Origin of the sequence: Streptomyces yaizuensis, from assembly GCF_034961445.1 — a bacterium.
GTDB lineage: Bacteria > Actinomycetota > Actinomycetes > Streptomycetales > Streptomycetaceae > Streptomyces > Streptomyces yaizuensis.
Map to the genome: position 1 here is coordinate 575,939 of NZ_BSBI01000001.1, position 15,813 is coordinate 591,751.

At 75.7% G+C, this 15,813-nt stretch carries 13 protein-coding genes; 7 read left to right on the top strand and 6 right to left on the bottom strand.

Annotation, left to right across the window (positions count from 1 at the left end):
- Positions 1 to 28: 28 nt before the first annotated feature.
- The 6 genes from SYYSPA8_RS02090 to SYYSPA8_RS02115 form a co-directional block, all read right to left on the bottom strand.
- The gene (locus SYYSPA8_RS02090; protein ID WP_323445144.1) at positions 29 to 886 is read right to left on the bottom strand and encodes a class I SAM-dependent methyltransferase; all 858 of its coding nucleotides are present in this window, start codon (positions 884 to 886) and stop codon (positions 29 to 31) included.
- The gene (locus SYYSPA8_RS02095; protein WP_323445145.1) at positions 883 to 2,382 is read right to left on the bottom strand and encodes a 4-hydroxyphenylacetate 3-hydroxylase family protein; all 1,500 of its coding nucleotides are present in this window, start codon (positions 2,380 to 2,382) and stop codon (positions 883 to 885) included. The genes SYYSPA8_RS02090 and SYYSPA8_RS02095 overlap by 4 nt, the downstream gene beginning before the upstream one ends.
- The gene (locus SYYSPA8_RS02100) at positions 2,379 to 2,972 is read right to left on the bottom strand and encodes a flavin reductase family protein (RefSeq protein ID WP_323445146.1); all 594 of its coding nucleotides are present in this window, start codon (positions 2,970 to 2,972) and stop codon (positions 2,379 to 2,381) included. The genes SYYSPA8_RS02095 and SYYSPA8_RS02100 overlap by 4 nt, the downstream gene beginning before the upstream one ends.
- Positions 2,969 to 4,807, bottom strand: coding sequence for an asparagine synthase (glutamine-hydrolyzing) (asnB, locus tag SYYSPA8_RS02105; protein WP_323445147.1), 1,839 nt, complete (start codon positions 4,805 to 4,807; stop codon positions 2,969 to 2,971). Before asnB ends, SYYSPA8_RS02100 begins: the two co-directional genes overlap by 4 nt.
- On the bottom strand, positions 4,808 to 5,659 hold the full coding sequence (locus SYYSPA8_RS02110) for a hypothetical protein (RefSeq protein ID WP_323445148.1): 852 nt from the start codon (positions 5,657 to 5,659) through the stop codon (positions 4,808 to 4,810).
- Positions 5,660 to 6,508: 849 nt separating this feature from the next.
- Positions 6,509 to 7,441: a response regulator transcription factor gene (locus tag SYYSPA8_RS02115; RefSeq protein WP_323445149.1), complete on the bottom strand. Its 933-nt coding sequence runs from the start codon at positions 7,439 to 7,441 to the stop codon at positions 6,509 to 6,511.
- Between the two features lie 793 nt (positions 7,442 to 8,234).
- Here SYYSPA8_RS02115 and SYYSPA8_RS02120 point away from each other — a divergent pair.
- The 7 genes from SYYSPA8_RS02120 (at position 8,235) to SYYSPA8_RS02150 (ending at position 15,811) form a co-directional block, all read left to right on the top strand.
- Complete coding sequence (locus SYYSPA8_RS02120) at positions 8,235 to 9,185, top strand: ABC transporter permease (RefSeq protein WP_323445150.1); 951 nt, start codon at positions 8,235 to 8,237, stop codon at positions 9,183 to 9,185.
- A complete protein-coding gene (locus tag SYYSPA8_RS02125) occupies positions 9,182 to 10,054 on the top strand; it encodes an ABC transporter permease (protein ID WP_323445151.1) in 873 nt (290 codons plus the stop codon). The genes SYYSPA8_RS02120 and SYYSPA8_RS02125 overlap by 4 nt, the downstream gene beginning before the upstream one ends.
- Complete coding sequence (locus SYYSPA8_RS02130; protein WP_323445152.1) at positions 10,051 to 10,884, top strand: ABC transporter ATP-binding protein; 834 nt, start codon at positions 10,051 to 10,053, stop codon at positions 10,882 to 10,884. The genes SYYSPA8_RS02125 and SYYSPA8_RS02130 overlap by 4 nt, the downstream gene beginning before the upstream one ends.
- Positions 10,881 to 11,750 (top strand): ABC transporter ATP-binding protein, encoded by an 870-nt coding sequence (locus SYYSPA8_RS02135; RefSeq protein ID WP_323445153.1) that lies wholly within the window; start codon positions 10,881 to 10,883, stop codon positions 11,748 to 11,750. Before SYYSPA8_RS02130 ends, SYYSPA8_RS02135 begins: the two co-directional genes overlap by 4 nt.
- Before the next feature lie 79 nt (positions 11,751 to 11,829).
- Positions 11,830 to 13,449, top strand: a complete 1,620-nt coding sequence (locus SYYSPA8_RS02140; RefSeq protein WP_323445154.1) for an ABC transporter substrate-binding protein — start codon at positions 11,830 to 11,832, stop codon at positions 13,447 to 13,449.
- A gap of 83 nt (positions 13,450 to 13,532) precedes the next feature.
- On the top strand, positions 13,533 to 14,567 hold the full coding sequence (locus SYYSPA8_RS02145; protein WP_323445155.1) for an LLM class F420-dependent oxidoreductase: 1,035 nt from the start codon (positions 13,533 to 13,535) through the stop codon (positions 14,565 to 14,567).
- 131 nt (positions 14,568 to 14,698) lie between these two features.
- Positions 14,699 to 15,811 (top strand): LLM class flavin-dependent oxidoreductase, encoded by a 1,113-nt coding sequence (locus SYYSPA8_RS02150; protein ID WP_323445156.1) that lies wholly within the window; start codon positions 14,699 to 14,701, stop codon positions 15,809 to 15,811.
- The last annotated feature ends 2 nt before the right edge of the window (positions 15,812 to 15,813 follow it).

Sequence of the window (15,813 nt, forward strand, 5' to 3'; positions counted from 1 at the left end):
GATACGGCAGCCGCGAGGACGGCCCCGCTCAGCCGTCCGTGCGCGGCGCCAGCCGCCACAGCCGGACCGGCATGTCGCTGACCCGGCCCCGCTCCCGCTGGCGCCGCCAGGCGCTCTCGCCGACCGCCGTGAAGAACTCCGCCCGCCGCTCGGGTGCCACCAGCCGCGCGTAGTAGTCGCCGAAGGTGGCCGCGTGGAAGTGCTCGTACTGGCGGGCGTCCGCCACCGACACCCGGGCCGCGCGCTCGGCGCCGGAGTCGACCGTGAAGTGACGGGACAGCAGTTCCTCCAGGCCGCCCGGGGTACGGGTGCGGACCGCGATCGGCAGGACCCCGTGCGTCGCGAACAGGCCGGGCACCGCCGCCGGTGCGATCCCCAGTGCGGCCAGTGCCTCCCGTACGATCTCGTCCTCCCCGCCGAACCCGTCACCGTCCCGGGCGGGGTGGTACGTCGTGAGCAGGAAGCGGCCGCCGGGCGCCAGCCGGCCGGCGATCCAGGCGAAGATCCGTTCCTCGTACGGGTGGAGCCAGTGCAGCACCGAGGTCATGGTGACGACGTCGGCGCGCTCCGGCAGGGCGGGCGGTTCGGTGAGATCGGCCGGGTGCAGCCGGACCCGGGGTCCGTGGGCGGCGAGCCGTTCGCCCGCCTCGGCGATGCGGTGCTCGGAGCGTTCGAGACCCACGGCCAGGCGCAGCGAGGGGAAGCGCTCCAGCGCCTCCTGGAGCAACTGCCCGATGCCGCAGCCCAGATCGAACAGGACGGCGGGTTCGCCGCCGATCCCGCCGAGGACCCAGTCGCGGTCGTGGACCTGCCGCAGCGCGCTGGCCCGGTCGTAGCCGGCGAGGGTGCGGGCCTGGGCCTCGGTGGCGGATGCGGGGGCGGTCATGCGCGGTCCTCCTGAACGGGAGCGGGAGCGGGGACAGGTGTGCCGAGGAGACGCCGGATCCGCTCGCGCGGGCCGCTCTGGTCGTACCGCTTGAAGAGATTGATGCGGTTACGGGTGAGATCGCCCCGGTGGACGTACTCGTACAGGTGCTGGCGCTGGCCGAAGGAGTCCCCGGTCAGTTCCCAGGCGAGCCGGAACAGCCGGGACTTCTCCTCGGCGCCGGTGTCCCGCCCGCGCATGTAGCGGTCGAGGTGGGGCCGGAGCCGGGGGTGGGCGAGGTCGTTCTCCGTGGGCTGCATCAGCAGTCCCGACGCCCCGATCCGGCGCAGGATGTCGACGGCCTCCCCGGCGATCTCCGCCGACCAGACCCGCCCGGCGGCGGTGTCGCCCGGCGCGAGGAGCCCGCTGTCGGTGACCCTCGCCCGTGCCTCCGCCGCGTCCAGCAGCAGTTCGGTCAGCTCCGCGTAGCCCGCGAGCCGGCCCAGGTCCTCCTGGACGTTGCGGAAGCCGTCCACCCCGATGGACTCGGCGACCAGGGTGGCCGTCGCCAGCAGGGCCCGCAGCCGCTCCCGGTAGCGGACATGCCCGATGTAGGCGCTCCAGGCGTTGATCCGCGCCAGTCCCTCCCGGGCGAGGAGCCCGTCCCGCAGCAGGAAGACCCGGTCCCACGGCACCGTCACATCGTCGAAGAAGAGCATGGCGTCCTGCTCGTCGAAGCGGGCGCCGACGGGATGGGAGTGGCCCCAGGGGGCGCTGCCGAGGGGTTCCCGGCAGAGGGTGATCAGCCCGGGGGTGTTCAGCGGCAGCGCGAACCAGACCACGAACCGCTCGCCGCGCCGCTGGGTGAACGACGCCGACAGATAGACGAGTACCTCGTGGGCGAGCGGCGCGAGGGTGGTGAGCTGCTTGGCCCCGCGGACGACGACGCCCCGGTCGTTCTCCTCCACCACCCGCAGCGCGAGATCGGGGTCGTCCACGGGGTCGGCCGATCGGTCGATCTGCGGATCGCCCAGGGCGTGGGAGAGCACCAGGTCGTGGGTGGCGCAGTGCCGGTACCAGGCGTCCGCGTTGGCCCCGGCGCCGGGACGCGCCTGTTCGAGGCGGTGGCGGAAGTCGTGGACGCCGACGGCGATGGACGCCATGAAGGCGGGGGAGCGGCCGTGCTGCCCCAGGGATTCGGCGTGCCAGAATTCGGCGCTGCGGCGCTGGGTCCGCAGCTCCTCCAGGGTCCGCGGCGGCTGGTAGCCGCGGGCGAGCCGCAGCCCGCTCTCCGGGTCCTTCCAGGTGAGCAGGGAGCGGTGGTCGGGGTCGTGCTGGAGGTCGAGCTGCCGGGCGAGTTCGTCGACGGCGGGCCGGAAGGCGGGGTGCCCGGCGGGATCGGTGATCCGTTTGCCGTCGAGGTACAGCTCGCGTCCGTCGGCGAGCGACGCGCGGTAGCGCTCACCGGTCAGCAGCCCCTCGTGCGCGAGGGCCGGGGACGGTTCCGGTCGGGTCATTCACGGGCTCCTGTCGGCGATGTGGGCAGGTGGTGGTGGAGGCGGTGGTAGCGGCCCTCGTGGTAGAGGAGGGGGTCGCCGGGGGTGGTGCCGGAGCCGACGACCCGTCCGACGAGGACGGTGTGGTCGCCGCCGGGGAGCACGGTGTGCAGCCGGCAGTCGAACCAGGCGACGTTCTCCTCCAGCACCGGCACCCCGGTGTCGTCCCGCATCGGCACCTGGGTGAACAGGCCCAGGGCGTGGCCCGCGCCCGGCGCGGCGAACCGGCGGGCCACCGCCTCCTGTCCGGCTCCGAGCACCGACACCGCGTACCGGCCGCTGGCGCGCGCTGCGGCGGCGAGCGGACTGCGGGCGGCGACCGCCACACTGATCAGCAGCGGATCCAGGGAGAGGGTGCACAGCGAGGAGACCGTCTTGGCGTAGACGTCCTCGCCGGACCGGGTCGTCAGCACACCGACGCCGGTGGTCCAGCGGCGGGCGGCGGCCCGGTAGGCGTCCGCCGCGTCCGCCGTGCGCGCGGAGCCCTCCGTACGGTCACCGGCGCGCGGGTGTTCGGCGACCGCTCGCGGGCGCGGGGTCGTCGCGCTCACCGCAGCCCCACCCGGTAGGCGCGGAGCCACTCGTCGATCTGGACGAGATGGTCGAGTCCACCGACCGGGTTGGGCGCGGTCCGCGGCCCCGGCAGGGCGCGCCCCTCGGCGAGGGCCCGCCGCACCCGCTCCCGGTCGACCAGGTCAAAGACGGGTGCCTGCGCGTCGGCGAGCAGGTCCCGGGCGCGGGCGGCGAGGACCTCGGTGTAGCGGACGGCAGGCGTCGACGGGTAGCCGCTCTTGGGCCGGTCCGCCACCTCGGGGGGCAGCAGATCACGGACCGCGTCCCGCAGCAGCCCCTTGGGCCGTCCGCCCGGGGTCTTCAGCGCCCACGGCACCCCCGCCGCGTACTCGACCAGCCGGTGGTCGCAGAACGGGACCCGGACCTCCAGGCCGACCGACATGCTGACCCGGTCGACCCGTTCCAGCAGCGGTGGCAGCCAGCGGGTGAGCGCCAGATGGAAGACCTCGCGGAGCCGCCGCTCCCGGCCGCTCTCGCCCGCGAGCCGGGGGGTGTCGGCGATCGCCCGGCGGTACTGCTCGGCCGTGTACTCCTCGGGGCGCACCTCGGCCGCCACCTCGGGCCGGAGCAGCGCGGCCGGCGTGGTGCGCCCGTGCAGCCAGGGGAACGTACCGGCGGCCAGCGCCTTCGGGTCGTGGAAGTAGGGGTACCCGCCGAAGATCTCGTCGGCGGCCTCGCCGGAGAGGGCGACCGTGGATCTGCGCCGCACCTCCCGGAAGAGCAGGTGCAGCGAGGCGTCCATCTCGCCCCAGCCGGGCCGGTCCCGGGCGCGCAGCACCGCGTTCCGGGCGTCGAGCAGATCGTCGTCGGGGATCACCACCGAGGTGTGCAGGGTGCCGATGTGCTCGGACGCCGCCCGGACGAAGGGGGCGTCGGCCCCGGTGCGCCAGGCGTCGGGGCTGCGGTCCTCGCTGCCGGGGAAGTCCACCGAGAAACTGGTGATCTTGGACTGTCCGGCCCGTTCCCGGGCCGCGGCCGCGAGCGCGGTCACCGCGCTGGAGTCCACCCCTCCGGAGAGCAGCGAGCAGAGCGGCACATCGGCGACGAGCTGGCGTTCCACGGTGTCGGCGAGGAGTTCGCGGACGGTGCGCAGGGTGGTGGCCGCGTCGTCGGTGTGCGGACGGGGCTCGGGCGCCCAGTAGCGGGTGGTACGGGTCGCGCTCCGGGTCACCGTCACGATCCGGCCGGGCAGCACCTCGTGCAGCCCCCGGAAGAGACCGTGGCCCGGCGTGGGCGCGGCCGGCAGGGCGAACAGCTCGGCGATGCCCTCGGCGTCGAGTTCGGCCCGGAAGCGGGGATGGGCCAGGACGGCCTTGGGCTCCGACCCGAAGAGCACCCCGGTGGGGTGCGGGTGCCAGAACAGCGGCTTGACGCCGAGGTGGTCCCGCACCAGCAGCAGTTCCTGCCGCCGCTCGTCCCACAGGGCGTAGGCGAAGATGCCGTTGAAGCGGCGCGGCGCGTCCGCACCCCACTGGAGGTGCGCCCGCAGCACCACCTCCGTGTCGGAGCGGGTGCGGAACGCGTGCCCCAGGGAGGCCAGTTCGCGGCGCAGCTCGGGGTGGTTGTACAGCTCCCCGTTGTACGAGAGGACCAGGCCCGGCGCGGCGGCGGCCCCGGTGTCCGTCATGGGCTGGGCGCCGCCGTCGGGGGCGATCACGGCGAGCCGCCGGTGGCCCAGGGCGGCGGTCCTGGAGAGCCAGACCCCGGAGTCGTCCGGGCCCCGGCAGGCCAGCGTCTCGGTCATCGCCCGCAGGGTCGCCTCGCCGTGCCGGCCGTCCGGCTCCCAGTCGGTCCAGCCGGTCACTCCGCACATTCAGGACTCCTCGGGTGTGTCGGGGGCGGTGGCCTCCCAGCGGCAGCCGTGGCCGGTGGGGCCGGTGCGCAGCTGGTGGGTGGGGAGGTAGCCCTTGGCGCGGATATTGGAGCCGATCGCCTCGGTGCAGTACGTGCAGGGGGACGCGAGGGTGAGGCGGACCCCGTTGCGCCGGGCCTGTTCCCGGTAGTCCCAGATGGCGCAGTGGGTGATGGTGACCGCCGCGTGCCGCGCCGGGCCCGCGGAGCGCTCGTCGTCGCAGTCGAACTCGTAGTCCGATCCGTAGAGTTCGGCCTGCCGGGCGACGCGGTGGAGCGGGTCGGCGGCGCCACGGCCGTGATCGGGCTCGACCCGGCGGTGCACCTCGGCGTTGGCGCGGGCCCAGTCGGCGAGGACGCTCTCGCCGTACCGGGTCACGAGGAAACGTTCCATCAGGGCCTGGCCGCGGAAGAAGAGGCGCTGCCACTCGCTCGCGGGAGCGGATCGCGCATCGGGCAGATCGGCGAACAGCTCGGCCTGGAGGGCGAACCAGCCGGCCAGTTCGTCCTGGTCGCCGAGTGAGGTGAGCAGACCGGTGAGACCGGCCTCCGCCTCGTGCAGCCGTCTTCGCCACAGGGCGGAGCGCTCCGCGTCCGCCATGGAGCGGTAGACGTTGCGGGACCGCTCGTCCCGCCGGGGCGGGCTGGCGGGGGATGCGGGGGGCGCCAGTACCGACGTACGGGCGCGGGGCACGTCGGACGGCTCCCGCCCGTCCGGCGGTCCGGCGGCGGGCACGGCCCCGGGGCCGGGGCCGGGTCTGGACCCGGAATCCGTCCCGGAGCGGGAGGACCCTCCTTCGGACACATCGCTCATCGGGGTCTCCTGATGCGAGTGAGGGTGGGGTGGGTGAGAGGGAGTGAGATGGGGTGGGGTGATGGACGGGACCGGGCGTCCCCCCAGGTCCCGTCCCTCACGCTAGGAGGTACGGGATCCGGCCAGAAGCCACGAACGGAGTCGGTGCCGGAGACCATCGGGCCAGGCCGGATGCTCCGAAGGTCGCCCCGGGCGGCGGGAGTTACGTGTCCGAATACGATGGGGTGAGCCGGGGACCTGGGCGCCCCGGGCGCGCTCCGGCACCGGGCGCCGGGGCGCGCGTGAGCCCGTACCCCGGTACGGGGATGTCCGGGATGTGAAAGGCAGGGGGGCGGGTCCACCGGTCCCGCCGTACGGGTCCGGCGGTCATCGCGCGGGCAGACGGACGTACGCTCCCGGAGCGCCCGGCCGCGATCGTCCGTGGCCGCGCCGGGAGCCGGGGGAGCGGTCGCGGGTACCCGGCCCGCATCCGTCAAGGACCGCGGGGCAGGGCGGGTTCATCGGTTTCGCCGTACGGATCCGGTGAACCTGCGGGCGGGAGCCGCGCGCGCTCGCGCCGACAACGCACGAGCATCCGTCAGGGGTCCCGCGTGCCTGGCGTGTTCCGGCGGGGGACGTGCGGGCCCGGTGGAGGACGAGCGCACCCCTCGCCGTGCGGATCCGGCGCGGAGGTACGGTCCCGTACTGCCCGGTCGCGGCTGCCCGCGCCCGCGCCGGGGTACGAGCGCGGGGCGCCGAAATCCGTACGGGACCGCGCCCCCGGTACCGCCGCCCGGGCCCCGGCCGCCCGGCCGACGGGGCGTCCCGCCGCCCGCCGGAGCGGACCCGGGCCGCCCCGGCGGGCGGTTCTCAGCCCGCCAGGCCGTGCCGGTGGGCGTAGAGCGCCGCCCGCAGCCGGTCCGACTGCCCGGTCTTGCGCATCGCCTGCGTGAGGTGCTTCTTCACGGTCGCCTCGGCGAGCGCCAGCTCACGCCCGATCTCCGCGTTGCTCAGCCCCCGGGCCAGCTGCGCCAGCACCTCCCGCTCCCGCTCCGTCAGGCCGCAGTGCTGCGGCGGGGGCTCGGCGGCCTGCCCCGCCAGGCTCGCCGCGTGCACCGGCGCCGGCGGCGGCGCCGGCAGGAAGACGGTGGCACCGCCCGCCGCCAGCGACACCGCGCCGATGATCTGCTCCTCCGGCAGGTCCAGCGGGAAGCAGCCGCTCGCCCCGGCGAGCAGCATCCGGCTGGCCTCCGTGGTGCTCTCGGCCCGCCGCAACAGCAGGACCCGCGCCCCCGGATGCCCCTCGGGGCCCCGCAGCCGCACCACGGCCGCCAGATCGTCGGCGAGCCGCGCACCGCCCCCGAGCAGCAGGACATCGGGCCGTACCCGCCGTACGGACTCCATCGCCCGGTCCGTGTCGCCGGAGCTGCCCACCACGGTCATGCCCGGTACGAGACCGAGCACGCCGCGCAGCCCCGCGCGGGCGACCGGGTGCGGCTCCACCAGGAAGACCCGGGTGGTCGCCGCGGCCCGGGGCCCCGTGTCGGGGCAGAGCGGATGCCCGCAGACGCACCCCGCGGGTTCCGGGAGACGGTAGGGGAGCGGCCGCCCCGCCGGCATCCGGTCCTCGGCGAGGAGTTGATGACCGGCGATCAGATCGAGCGGGTTGTCTATCTCGGCGTGCACGGACCGGGCCCCGCCCGGGGCGATCACGGCACACGGCTGCTTCCCGCTCTCCACCCCGGTCAGCGGGTGGGGAACGGCGGTGGCCTTGGGGGCGGGTTCTCGGAAGTGGTACGGCATCGCGATGGGTTCCCCTCGGACACGACGGTGGCACCGGACTCTTCGCACATCCCTGACCTGCCATCAGATCGAGCGGCGTCGGCGGCGACCTGGGCGCTGGGGGAGGGAACGGACCCGGCAGGAAAGGAAGGAGAGGAGGAGGCGCTGCTGTCCGGCGGCGGAGGTCAGCGCCCGGCGACGGCGCGACAGGTCTCGTCGAAGCACCTGCGGTGCCACGATCCGCAGATACCGACCAGGGTGAAGTCGGTGCGCCTGAGAGCCATAAGCCCAGCCTAGTGAGGGCTTCAGGTGCCGGTCAATGTCGGCCGTCGCACAGTTGTCCGCCCCGGAGGAAGTACCGGTCCACGCCGATCCTATGACCGGGAGTATCCGTATGAACGCCTGCCTGGCAACGGGCCCGTCCCGTCGCCCATCCTTCGACTCACCGCCCGGACCGGCCCGCCGGGAATCCGGACCGCCCCGCCCTCCCGGCCGTGCGCCGGGCCCCGCGGCGTAGCGGCGTCCTCCCGCCGGGGAGGGCACGCGACCCGGTCCACCAGCGCGTCGGCGCACCGGTGGACCGGGGCCGGGCGCCCCCGGAGCGGCCCACCGCCGCCGGCCGCCCGCCCGACCACCGGCCCGGCACAGGAGCACGGAGCAGCGGGAACACCGGTCCGCACGCCCACCCTCCCGTCACTCCCTCGTCCTCCCGCCCCGCCCGCTCTCCCGATCCCGGAAGGAACCCGACCATGCCCCGCCTCCCGAGCCCGCCCACCGCCGCCCGCCCCGGCGCGGCCCCCCGGAGGCCCGGCGCATGAGGCGCTACCTGCTCCGCCGGCTGCTGCTCGCCGTACCCACCGTCCTCGGGGTCACCCTCGTCGTCTTCCTGACCGCCACCCTCGTCCCCGGCGATCCGGTCACCGCCCTCCTCGGCCCCGGCGCCCCGCCCGCCGCCCGCGAGGAACTCACCGAACGGCTCGGCCTCGGCGAGCCCGCCCCCGTCCGCTACGCCGTCTGGCTCGGCCACCTCCTCCGCTTCGACCTCGGCGACTCCGTCTCCGCCCAGCGGCCCGTCGCCGAACTCCTGCTCCCCGCCGCCGGACAGACCCTGCTGCTCGCCGCCGCCGCGTTCGTCCTCGTCGTCGCCGGCGGCGTCCTGCTCGGCACCGTCGCGGCACTGCGCCCGCGCACGGCCCGGGGCCGCCTCGCCCGCGGCCTCGGCACCCTCGCCGTCTCCGCGCCCCAGTACTCCGTCGCCCTGCTGCTCATCGCCGTCTTCGCGGTCTGGCTGCGCTGGCTCCCGCCGGGCGGGACCCACGATGTCCTCGGCTCCTCCGGTGCCCTGGACCGGCTGCGCCACCTCGTCCTGCCCGCCGTCGCCGCCGCCCTCGTACCGATGGGACTCACCGCCCGCGTCTTCGGCGCCGCGCTGGCCGCCGTGCACACCTCGGACCTCGCCGACGGGCTGCGCGCCCGGGGACTGGGCCGCGCCGCCGTCCTGCGGCACTCCCTCCACAACGCGTCCCCCGCCCTGCTGACCATCGGCGGACTGCAACTCGCCTACCTCCTGGAAGGAGTCGTCTTCGTGGAGACCCTCTTCTCCTGGCCGGGGCTCGGACGGCTGCTGTACGACGCGCTGACCGCACGTGACCTCGCCCTCGTCCAGGGCGGGGTGCTCCTGGTCGCCGTCGCCTTCGTCGGGATCAACCTCCTGGTCGACACGGCGCACGCCCTGATCGACCCCCGGGTCAGGACCGCCCGGTGAGCCTCCTCGTACCCGGCACGGGCAAGGCGGCCGGGACCCGGCGGCGCCCCACCGGCGTCGCCGTCCCCGCCGCCCTGGCCGGACTGCTCGTCCTGATCGCGCTCGCCGGCCCCTGGCTGCCGCTGCCCGACCCGGCCGCCGGAACCCTCGACGACCGGCTCCTCGGCCCCGGCGCCCCCGGGCACCTCCTCGGCACCGACAGCCAGGGCCGCGACCTGCTCGCCCGGCTGGTCGCGGGCGCCCGGCCGTCACTCGTCGGCGGGGTCCTCCCCGTCGCCGTCGCCGCACTCGCCGGCACCGCCCTGGGCGCGGTCGCCGGACTCGGCGGACGCGTCACCGAACACACCGTGCTCCGCGCCCTCGACGTCCTCTACGCCTTCCCCGGCGTGCTGCTCGCCCTCACCGTCGCCACCGTGCTGGAACCCGGGCTGCCCACCACCGTCGTCTCCCTCTCGATCGTCCTCACCCCCGCCGTCGCCCGGGTCGTCCTCACCGAGGTACGCCGCGTCCGCACCGCCGAGTACCTGGAGGCCGCCCGCGTCGGCGGCGCCTCCCGCGGCGCCGTCCTGCTGTTCCAGGTCGCCCCCGTCGTCGCCCCGGCCGTCCTCGTCTACTGCTCCTCCCTCGTCGGGCTGTCCGTCGTCTACGCCGCCGGGCTCTCCTTCCTGGGCCTCGGCACACCGCCGCCGGCCGCCGAATGGGGCGCCATGCTGGACGAGCTGCGGCCCGTCCTCCTCACCCACCCCGGTGTCGCCGTCCTGCCCGCGCTCGCCGTCCTGTTCGTGTCGGTGGTGTTCAACACCCTCGGGGACGCGCTGCGGCGGCGCACCGGGGACGGCACCACCCCGCCCCCGGAGACCGTCCGATGACCGCCCGCCCCGCCGCCACCCGGAGCGGTCCCGCCGCCCCCGCCCTGGAGATCACCGGCCTCACCGTCCGCCACCCCGGCACGCCCCCCGCCGTCGACGGCGTCTCCCTCCGGCTCGCCGCCGGAGCCGCGCTCACCCTCGTCGGCGAGTCCGGCAGCGGCAAGACCACCCTCGCCCGCGCCGTCCTCGCCCTGCCCGCCCCGGGGACGACGACCACCGGCAGCGTCCGCGTCGACGGCACCGACCTGAGCGGCCTCGGCGCACGCGAACTCTCCCGGATCCGGGGCCGCCGCATCGGCTACGTACCCCAGGACCCCACCACCTCCCTCGACCCGCTCCGCCGGATCGGCTCCCAGATCACCGAGGTGCTGCTGCGCCACCGGGCCGCACCCGGCCGGCGCGCGGCCCGGGCCGCCGTCCCCGCCGTGCTGGCCCGCGCCGGCCTCACCGACCCCCACCGCATCGCCCGCAGCCGCCCTCACGAACTCTCCGGCGGACAGCGGCAGCGGGCCGCCATCGCCCTCGCGGTCTGCTGCGGCCCCCGGCTGCTCGTCGCCGACGAGCCCACCACCGCCCTCGACCCCCTCCTGCGCGTGCGGATCCTCGACCTCTTCACCGCCCTGCGCACCGAAACCGGCCTCGCCCTGCTGCTGATCACCCACGATCTGGCCGCCGCCCGCCGGATCGGCGGCACCGTCGCCGTGCTGCGGGCCGGCCGGATCGCCGAGACCGGGCCCGCCGCCGACGTCCTGCACCGCCCGAGCCACCCGTACACCGCCGACCTCGCCCGGCTGCCCGCAGTCGCCGCCGACCCGGGAGCCCGCCCATGACGACCGGCCCGCTGCTCACCCTCACCGGCGTCACCCACACCTACCCGGGGCGCGGACCCGACCCCGCCCGGACCGTCCTGCACGACATCCACCTCGACGTCCGGCCGGGGGAGACCGTCGGCCTGGTGGGGGAGTCCGGCTCCGGCAAGTCGACCCTCGCCCGGATCGCGCTGGGACTCCTCGCGCCGACCCGGGGCACGGTCCGCTTCGCCGGGGACGACCCGTACCGGTGGCGGGGGCGAAGCAGCCGGTCCGCGCGGGCCCGGCTCCAGTTCGTCCCCCAGCATCCGTACGGATCGCTCAACCCGGCGCTCCCCTGCGGCCACGCGGTCTCCTTCGCGCTGCGCGCCCAGGGCGTACCCCGCCGCGAGCGGCCCGGGCGGACCGCCGAACTCCTGCGGCTGGCGGGGCTCGACCCGGCGCTCGCGCCCCGCCGGCCCCGCGAACTGTCCGGCGGACAGCTCCAGCGGGTCGCCGTCGCCCGCGCCCTGGCCACCGACCCCTCCCTGGTGATCTGCGACGAACCCACCTCCGCCCTCGACCCGGGGGTCCAGGCCCGGCTCCTGGACCTGCTCGGCGGACTCCAGCAGAGCCACGGCCTGGCCTATCTCCTCATCTCGCACGACCTGGCCGTGGTCCGGCGGCTCGCCCACCGGGTGGTCGTGCTCCGCGCCGGCCGCGTGGTCGAACAGGGCCCCGCCGACCGGATCTGGGACGCGCCCGCGCACCCCTACACCCGGGCCCTGCTCGCGGCGGCCGACCTCGGAACGCCCCAGTCGCCACCGTCCCCGGCCACGCCACCCGACCTGACCGGCCTCCCCGTACCGCCGTTGCTGCCCGCCACCACCCGGACCCGGCCCGGGTGAACCACCCACCTCGGCCCGGGTGAACCACCCGCCCCACCCGCCACCAGCGTTCCGCGGACCGCGCACCCAGAGGACATCCATGACGCACCACCGCCCGCCCCGCCCCGCCCACCGGAGGCTGAGAGCCGCCGCGCTCCCCGCCGCCACCGCGCTGCTGCTCACGCTCCCCGGCTGCGCCGCCGACCCCGGCACGGGCCTGCCCGGCGGCAGGGGCGGCACCCTCGTCATCGGCGCGACCGGGAAACTCCCCAACACCGACACCGTGATCGGCGGCGCCGGCTTCGAGGGCAAACGGCTGGTCAGCTTTCAGCTGTACGAGGGCCTCACCCGCTACGACCTGTCCCGCACCGACACCGCGCCCGGCATCACCGGCGCCCTCGCCACCTCCTGGAAGGTCGCCCCCGACCGCCGCACCTGGACCTTCGAACTGCGCGAGGGCGTCACCTTCCAGGACGGCACCCCCTTCGACGCCGCCGCCGTCGTCTTCAACCTCGACCGCTACCTCGACCCGGACCACCCCCACCACACGGCCGCCCTCGGGGCCGCCGCCCAGGAGTACGCGGGCTCGATCGCCTCGTACCGCGCGCTGGGAACCCACCGGGTGGAGCTGGTGACCGGGAAGCCCAACGGCCACCTTCCCGAGGACCTCGCCCATGTGCTGATCGCCAGCCCCACCGCCGTCCGTGCCGGCGGCTCCACCGGACTGGCCCGGCGGCCCGTCGGCACCGGACCGTTCGCCTTCAAGTCCCAGCGGCCGGGGGAGGAGATCCAGCTCGTGCCCCACCGGCGCTACTGGCGCGGAGCCCCCCGGGTGGAACGACTGGTCGTCAAGGCGCTCCCCGACGCCGCCGCCCGCACCGCCGCCCTGCGGTCGGGCTCCGTCAACTGGATCGAATACCCCCACCCCGACGACCTCGCCGCGCTCAGGGCCGACGGCGCCCGCGTGGTCACCAACCACTACGACCACCTCTGGTACTGGATCCTCGACACGGAGAAGGGCCCCTGGAAGGACCCCCGGGTCCGCCGGGCCGCCAACTACGCCATCAACCGCGAGGCCATCGCGGAGAAACTCCTCCACGGCACCGCCGACCCCGCCTACCAGGCCGCGCCCCGCTCCACCCTCGCCCACGAACCGTCCGGCGACCTCTACGGCTACGACCCGGCGAAGGCCCGCAGGCTCCTCGCCGAAGCCGGCCGGGCCGGCGGCTTCCGGACCTCGGTCACCGTACCCACCGCCGGATCGGGCAATCTGCTCCCCGTCCCGATCGCCGAAGCGCTCCAGCGCGACCTCGCCGCCGTCGGCATCGACGTGGAGATCCGCACCACCGACTGGGCGACCCTGATCGGCGCCGAGGCCCGGGGCGAGGTCGCCCGGGGCTCCGACGCCATCGCCCAGTCCACCACCCTCTTCCAGTCCGAGGCGCTGCTGCCGCTCTTCATCGGCAGCGACAGCACCTTCTGGACCGGCGGCTACACCAACCCCCGGGTGGACGCCCTGCTCGCCACGGCCGCCGCCACGCCCGACCGCACCGCCCGCCAGCGCGACTACCGCAAGGCCCTCGCCGAGGTCACCCGGGACGCCCCGTGGCTCTTCGTCGTCAACGACCGCAACCCGAGGGCGCTCGCCCCCTCCGTCAAGGGGCTGGTACAGCCCCGGTCGTGGTTCCTCGACCTGACCACCGTCCGCGTCACCCCGTGACCCGTACCCCCACCGACCCACCGCGCCACCGGCCCGCCCCCGGGCGGGCCCCCGTGGCGGACACAGGAAGGACGGCCGGTTCCATGACCGCCGAGCAGCCCCCGCACCACCCCCGCACGGCGAGCGGCACCACCCCGCCGAACTGGGGCATCACCCTGCCCCTGCCCGGGCTGACCATCGACCGCCACCGCTTCCTCGTGGAGCGGCTGCCCGACCTCGGCTACACCGACGTGTGGAGCGCCGAGGGCGGCGGAACGGACGCGTTCACCCCGCTGGCCGCCACCGCCACCTGGTCGCCGTCGCTGCGGATCGCCACCGGGATCGTCCCCGTGCAGACCCGGGGCCCCGCCGTCCTCGCCCAGACCGCCGCCACCCTCGCCCAGCTCGCCCCCGGACGGCTCCTCCTCGGCCTCGGCTCCTCCGTCCCCGCGCACGTCACCGACATCAACGGCATCCCGTTCGACGAACCCTTCAAACGCACCCGCGACGTGCTGCGCTTCGTCACCCGGGCCCTGCGCGGCGAACACATCGCCGGCGACTTCGACACCTTCTCCATCACCGGCTACCGGCTGCCCCACCCGCCCGCCGAACCCGTCAAGGTCATCCTGGGCGCACTCCGCCCCGGCATGCTGCGCCTGGGCTTCCACGAGGGCGACGGGGCCATCACCAACCTGCTCTTCCCCGAGGACGTGCCCACCGTCCTCGACGCGGTCGGCCCGCAGCCCCCGGGCAAGGAACTCGTGGTGAAGGTGTTCGTGTGCCCCACCGAGGACACCGAGTACGCGCACCGGGCGACCCGGCCCTTCCTCGCCTGGATCCTCAACCGCGAGCCGTACCGCAAGTTCCACGAGTGGCTGGGCCACGGCGAACTGCTCCGCGAGTCCCACACCGCGTGGGCCGCGGGCGACCCCGAGGCCGCCCAGAAGGCCCTGCCCGACGAGGTCGTCGACGGCCTCTTCATCAGCGGCTCCCCGGAGGAGTGCCGCGAGCGCATCCGCGCCTACCACCGGCCCGGGGTGACGACCATCCAGCTGTACGTGTCCCTGCCGCCCGACGTCTTCGTGAGCCGCGCCCGGCTCCTGGACACGCTGGCGCGGCTGGGACCCGCGTCCCACTGACCCGCCCCGGGCGGGCCGGGACCGGTACGGACCGCGTCACCGGCCGAGGAAGGCCCGAGAAGTTCCGAGGAGTTCCGAGAAGTTCCGAGAAGGGCTGAAAAGGGCCGAGCAGGACCGAGGAAGGACGGAGCATGGAACTGGATCTGCGGGGCGGCGTCCGGGCGGCCCCCGTCGCGGGCGACACCCCCGGCGAACGGCAGGCGCTGCGGTTCGCCCCGGACCCGCCCGAGCGCGACGCCGACCCGGCGTACGTGGCCCGCAGCGCCCGGGAGAACGAGGAGGACGGGCTGGACAGCGCCCTGGTCGTGCAGTCCAGCTCCTGGCCCGACCCCTGGCTGGTGGGGGCGTGGGCGCTCGCCGCCACCAGCAGACTGCGTATCGCGGTGGCGCACCGCACGGGCGTCACCGCGCCCACGGCGGCGGCGCGCTCGCTGGCCACACTGGACCGGCTCTCCGGCGGCCGGGCCTCGGCCCATGTGATCGTCGGCTCCAGCGACACGGACGTCGCCCGCGACGGCGACCTCCTGCCGAAGGCCGACCGCTACCGCCGGGCCGGGGAGTATCTGGAGCTGTTCCGGCGCGGCCTGACCGAGCGTCAAGGCTTTGACCACCGGGGCGAGTTCTACCAGGTGCGAGACGCCCGCACCGGGGTGTGGCCCCGGCCGCGCGGGGAGCTGATCTCCTTCGGCGGCTCCTCGCCCGAAGGCGTCCGGCTCGCCGCCCGGTACGCGGAGGTGTACGCCGTCGCCCCCGGGCCCCTGCCGACGACCCGGCGGCGGATCGCCGAGGCCCGCGCGGCGGCGGCCGAACACGGCAGGACCCTGCGGATCTGGCGGCACGTCACCCTCGTCCTCGCCCGCACCGACGACGCGGCGGCGGACCGCGCCCGGCTCATCGGCCGGGACGCCGTCCGGCTGTCGACCGCGCCCGGCGCCGCCCGCCGGGCGGACGCCGTCCAACTGGACCGCGACCGCGAACGCGGCCTGACCGGGGCGGAGCCGGACCACGAGCGGATCACCGCCGCCGTCCGCCGCTCCCTGGCCGGGGCCTTCGTCGGATCGCCGGAGACCGTCGCCGAACGCATCGGCCGGCTCCGGACCGCGGGCGTCGACATCGTCCAGCTCGATGTGGCGGTGGAGACCGACGAGGACCGGGAGTTGCGCCGGGCCCTGGTCGCACGGCTGCGCAGCGGTTTCGTGCCGTCCCCGGCCCGGGGGAGCAGCCACCCGCGACGCGGCTGGTGACC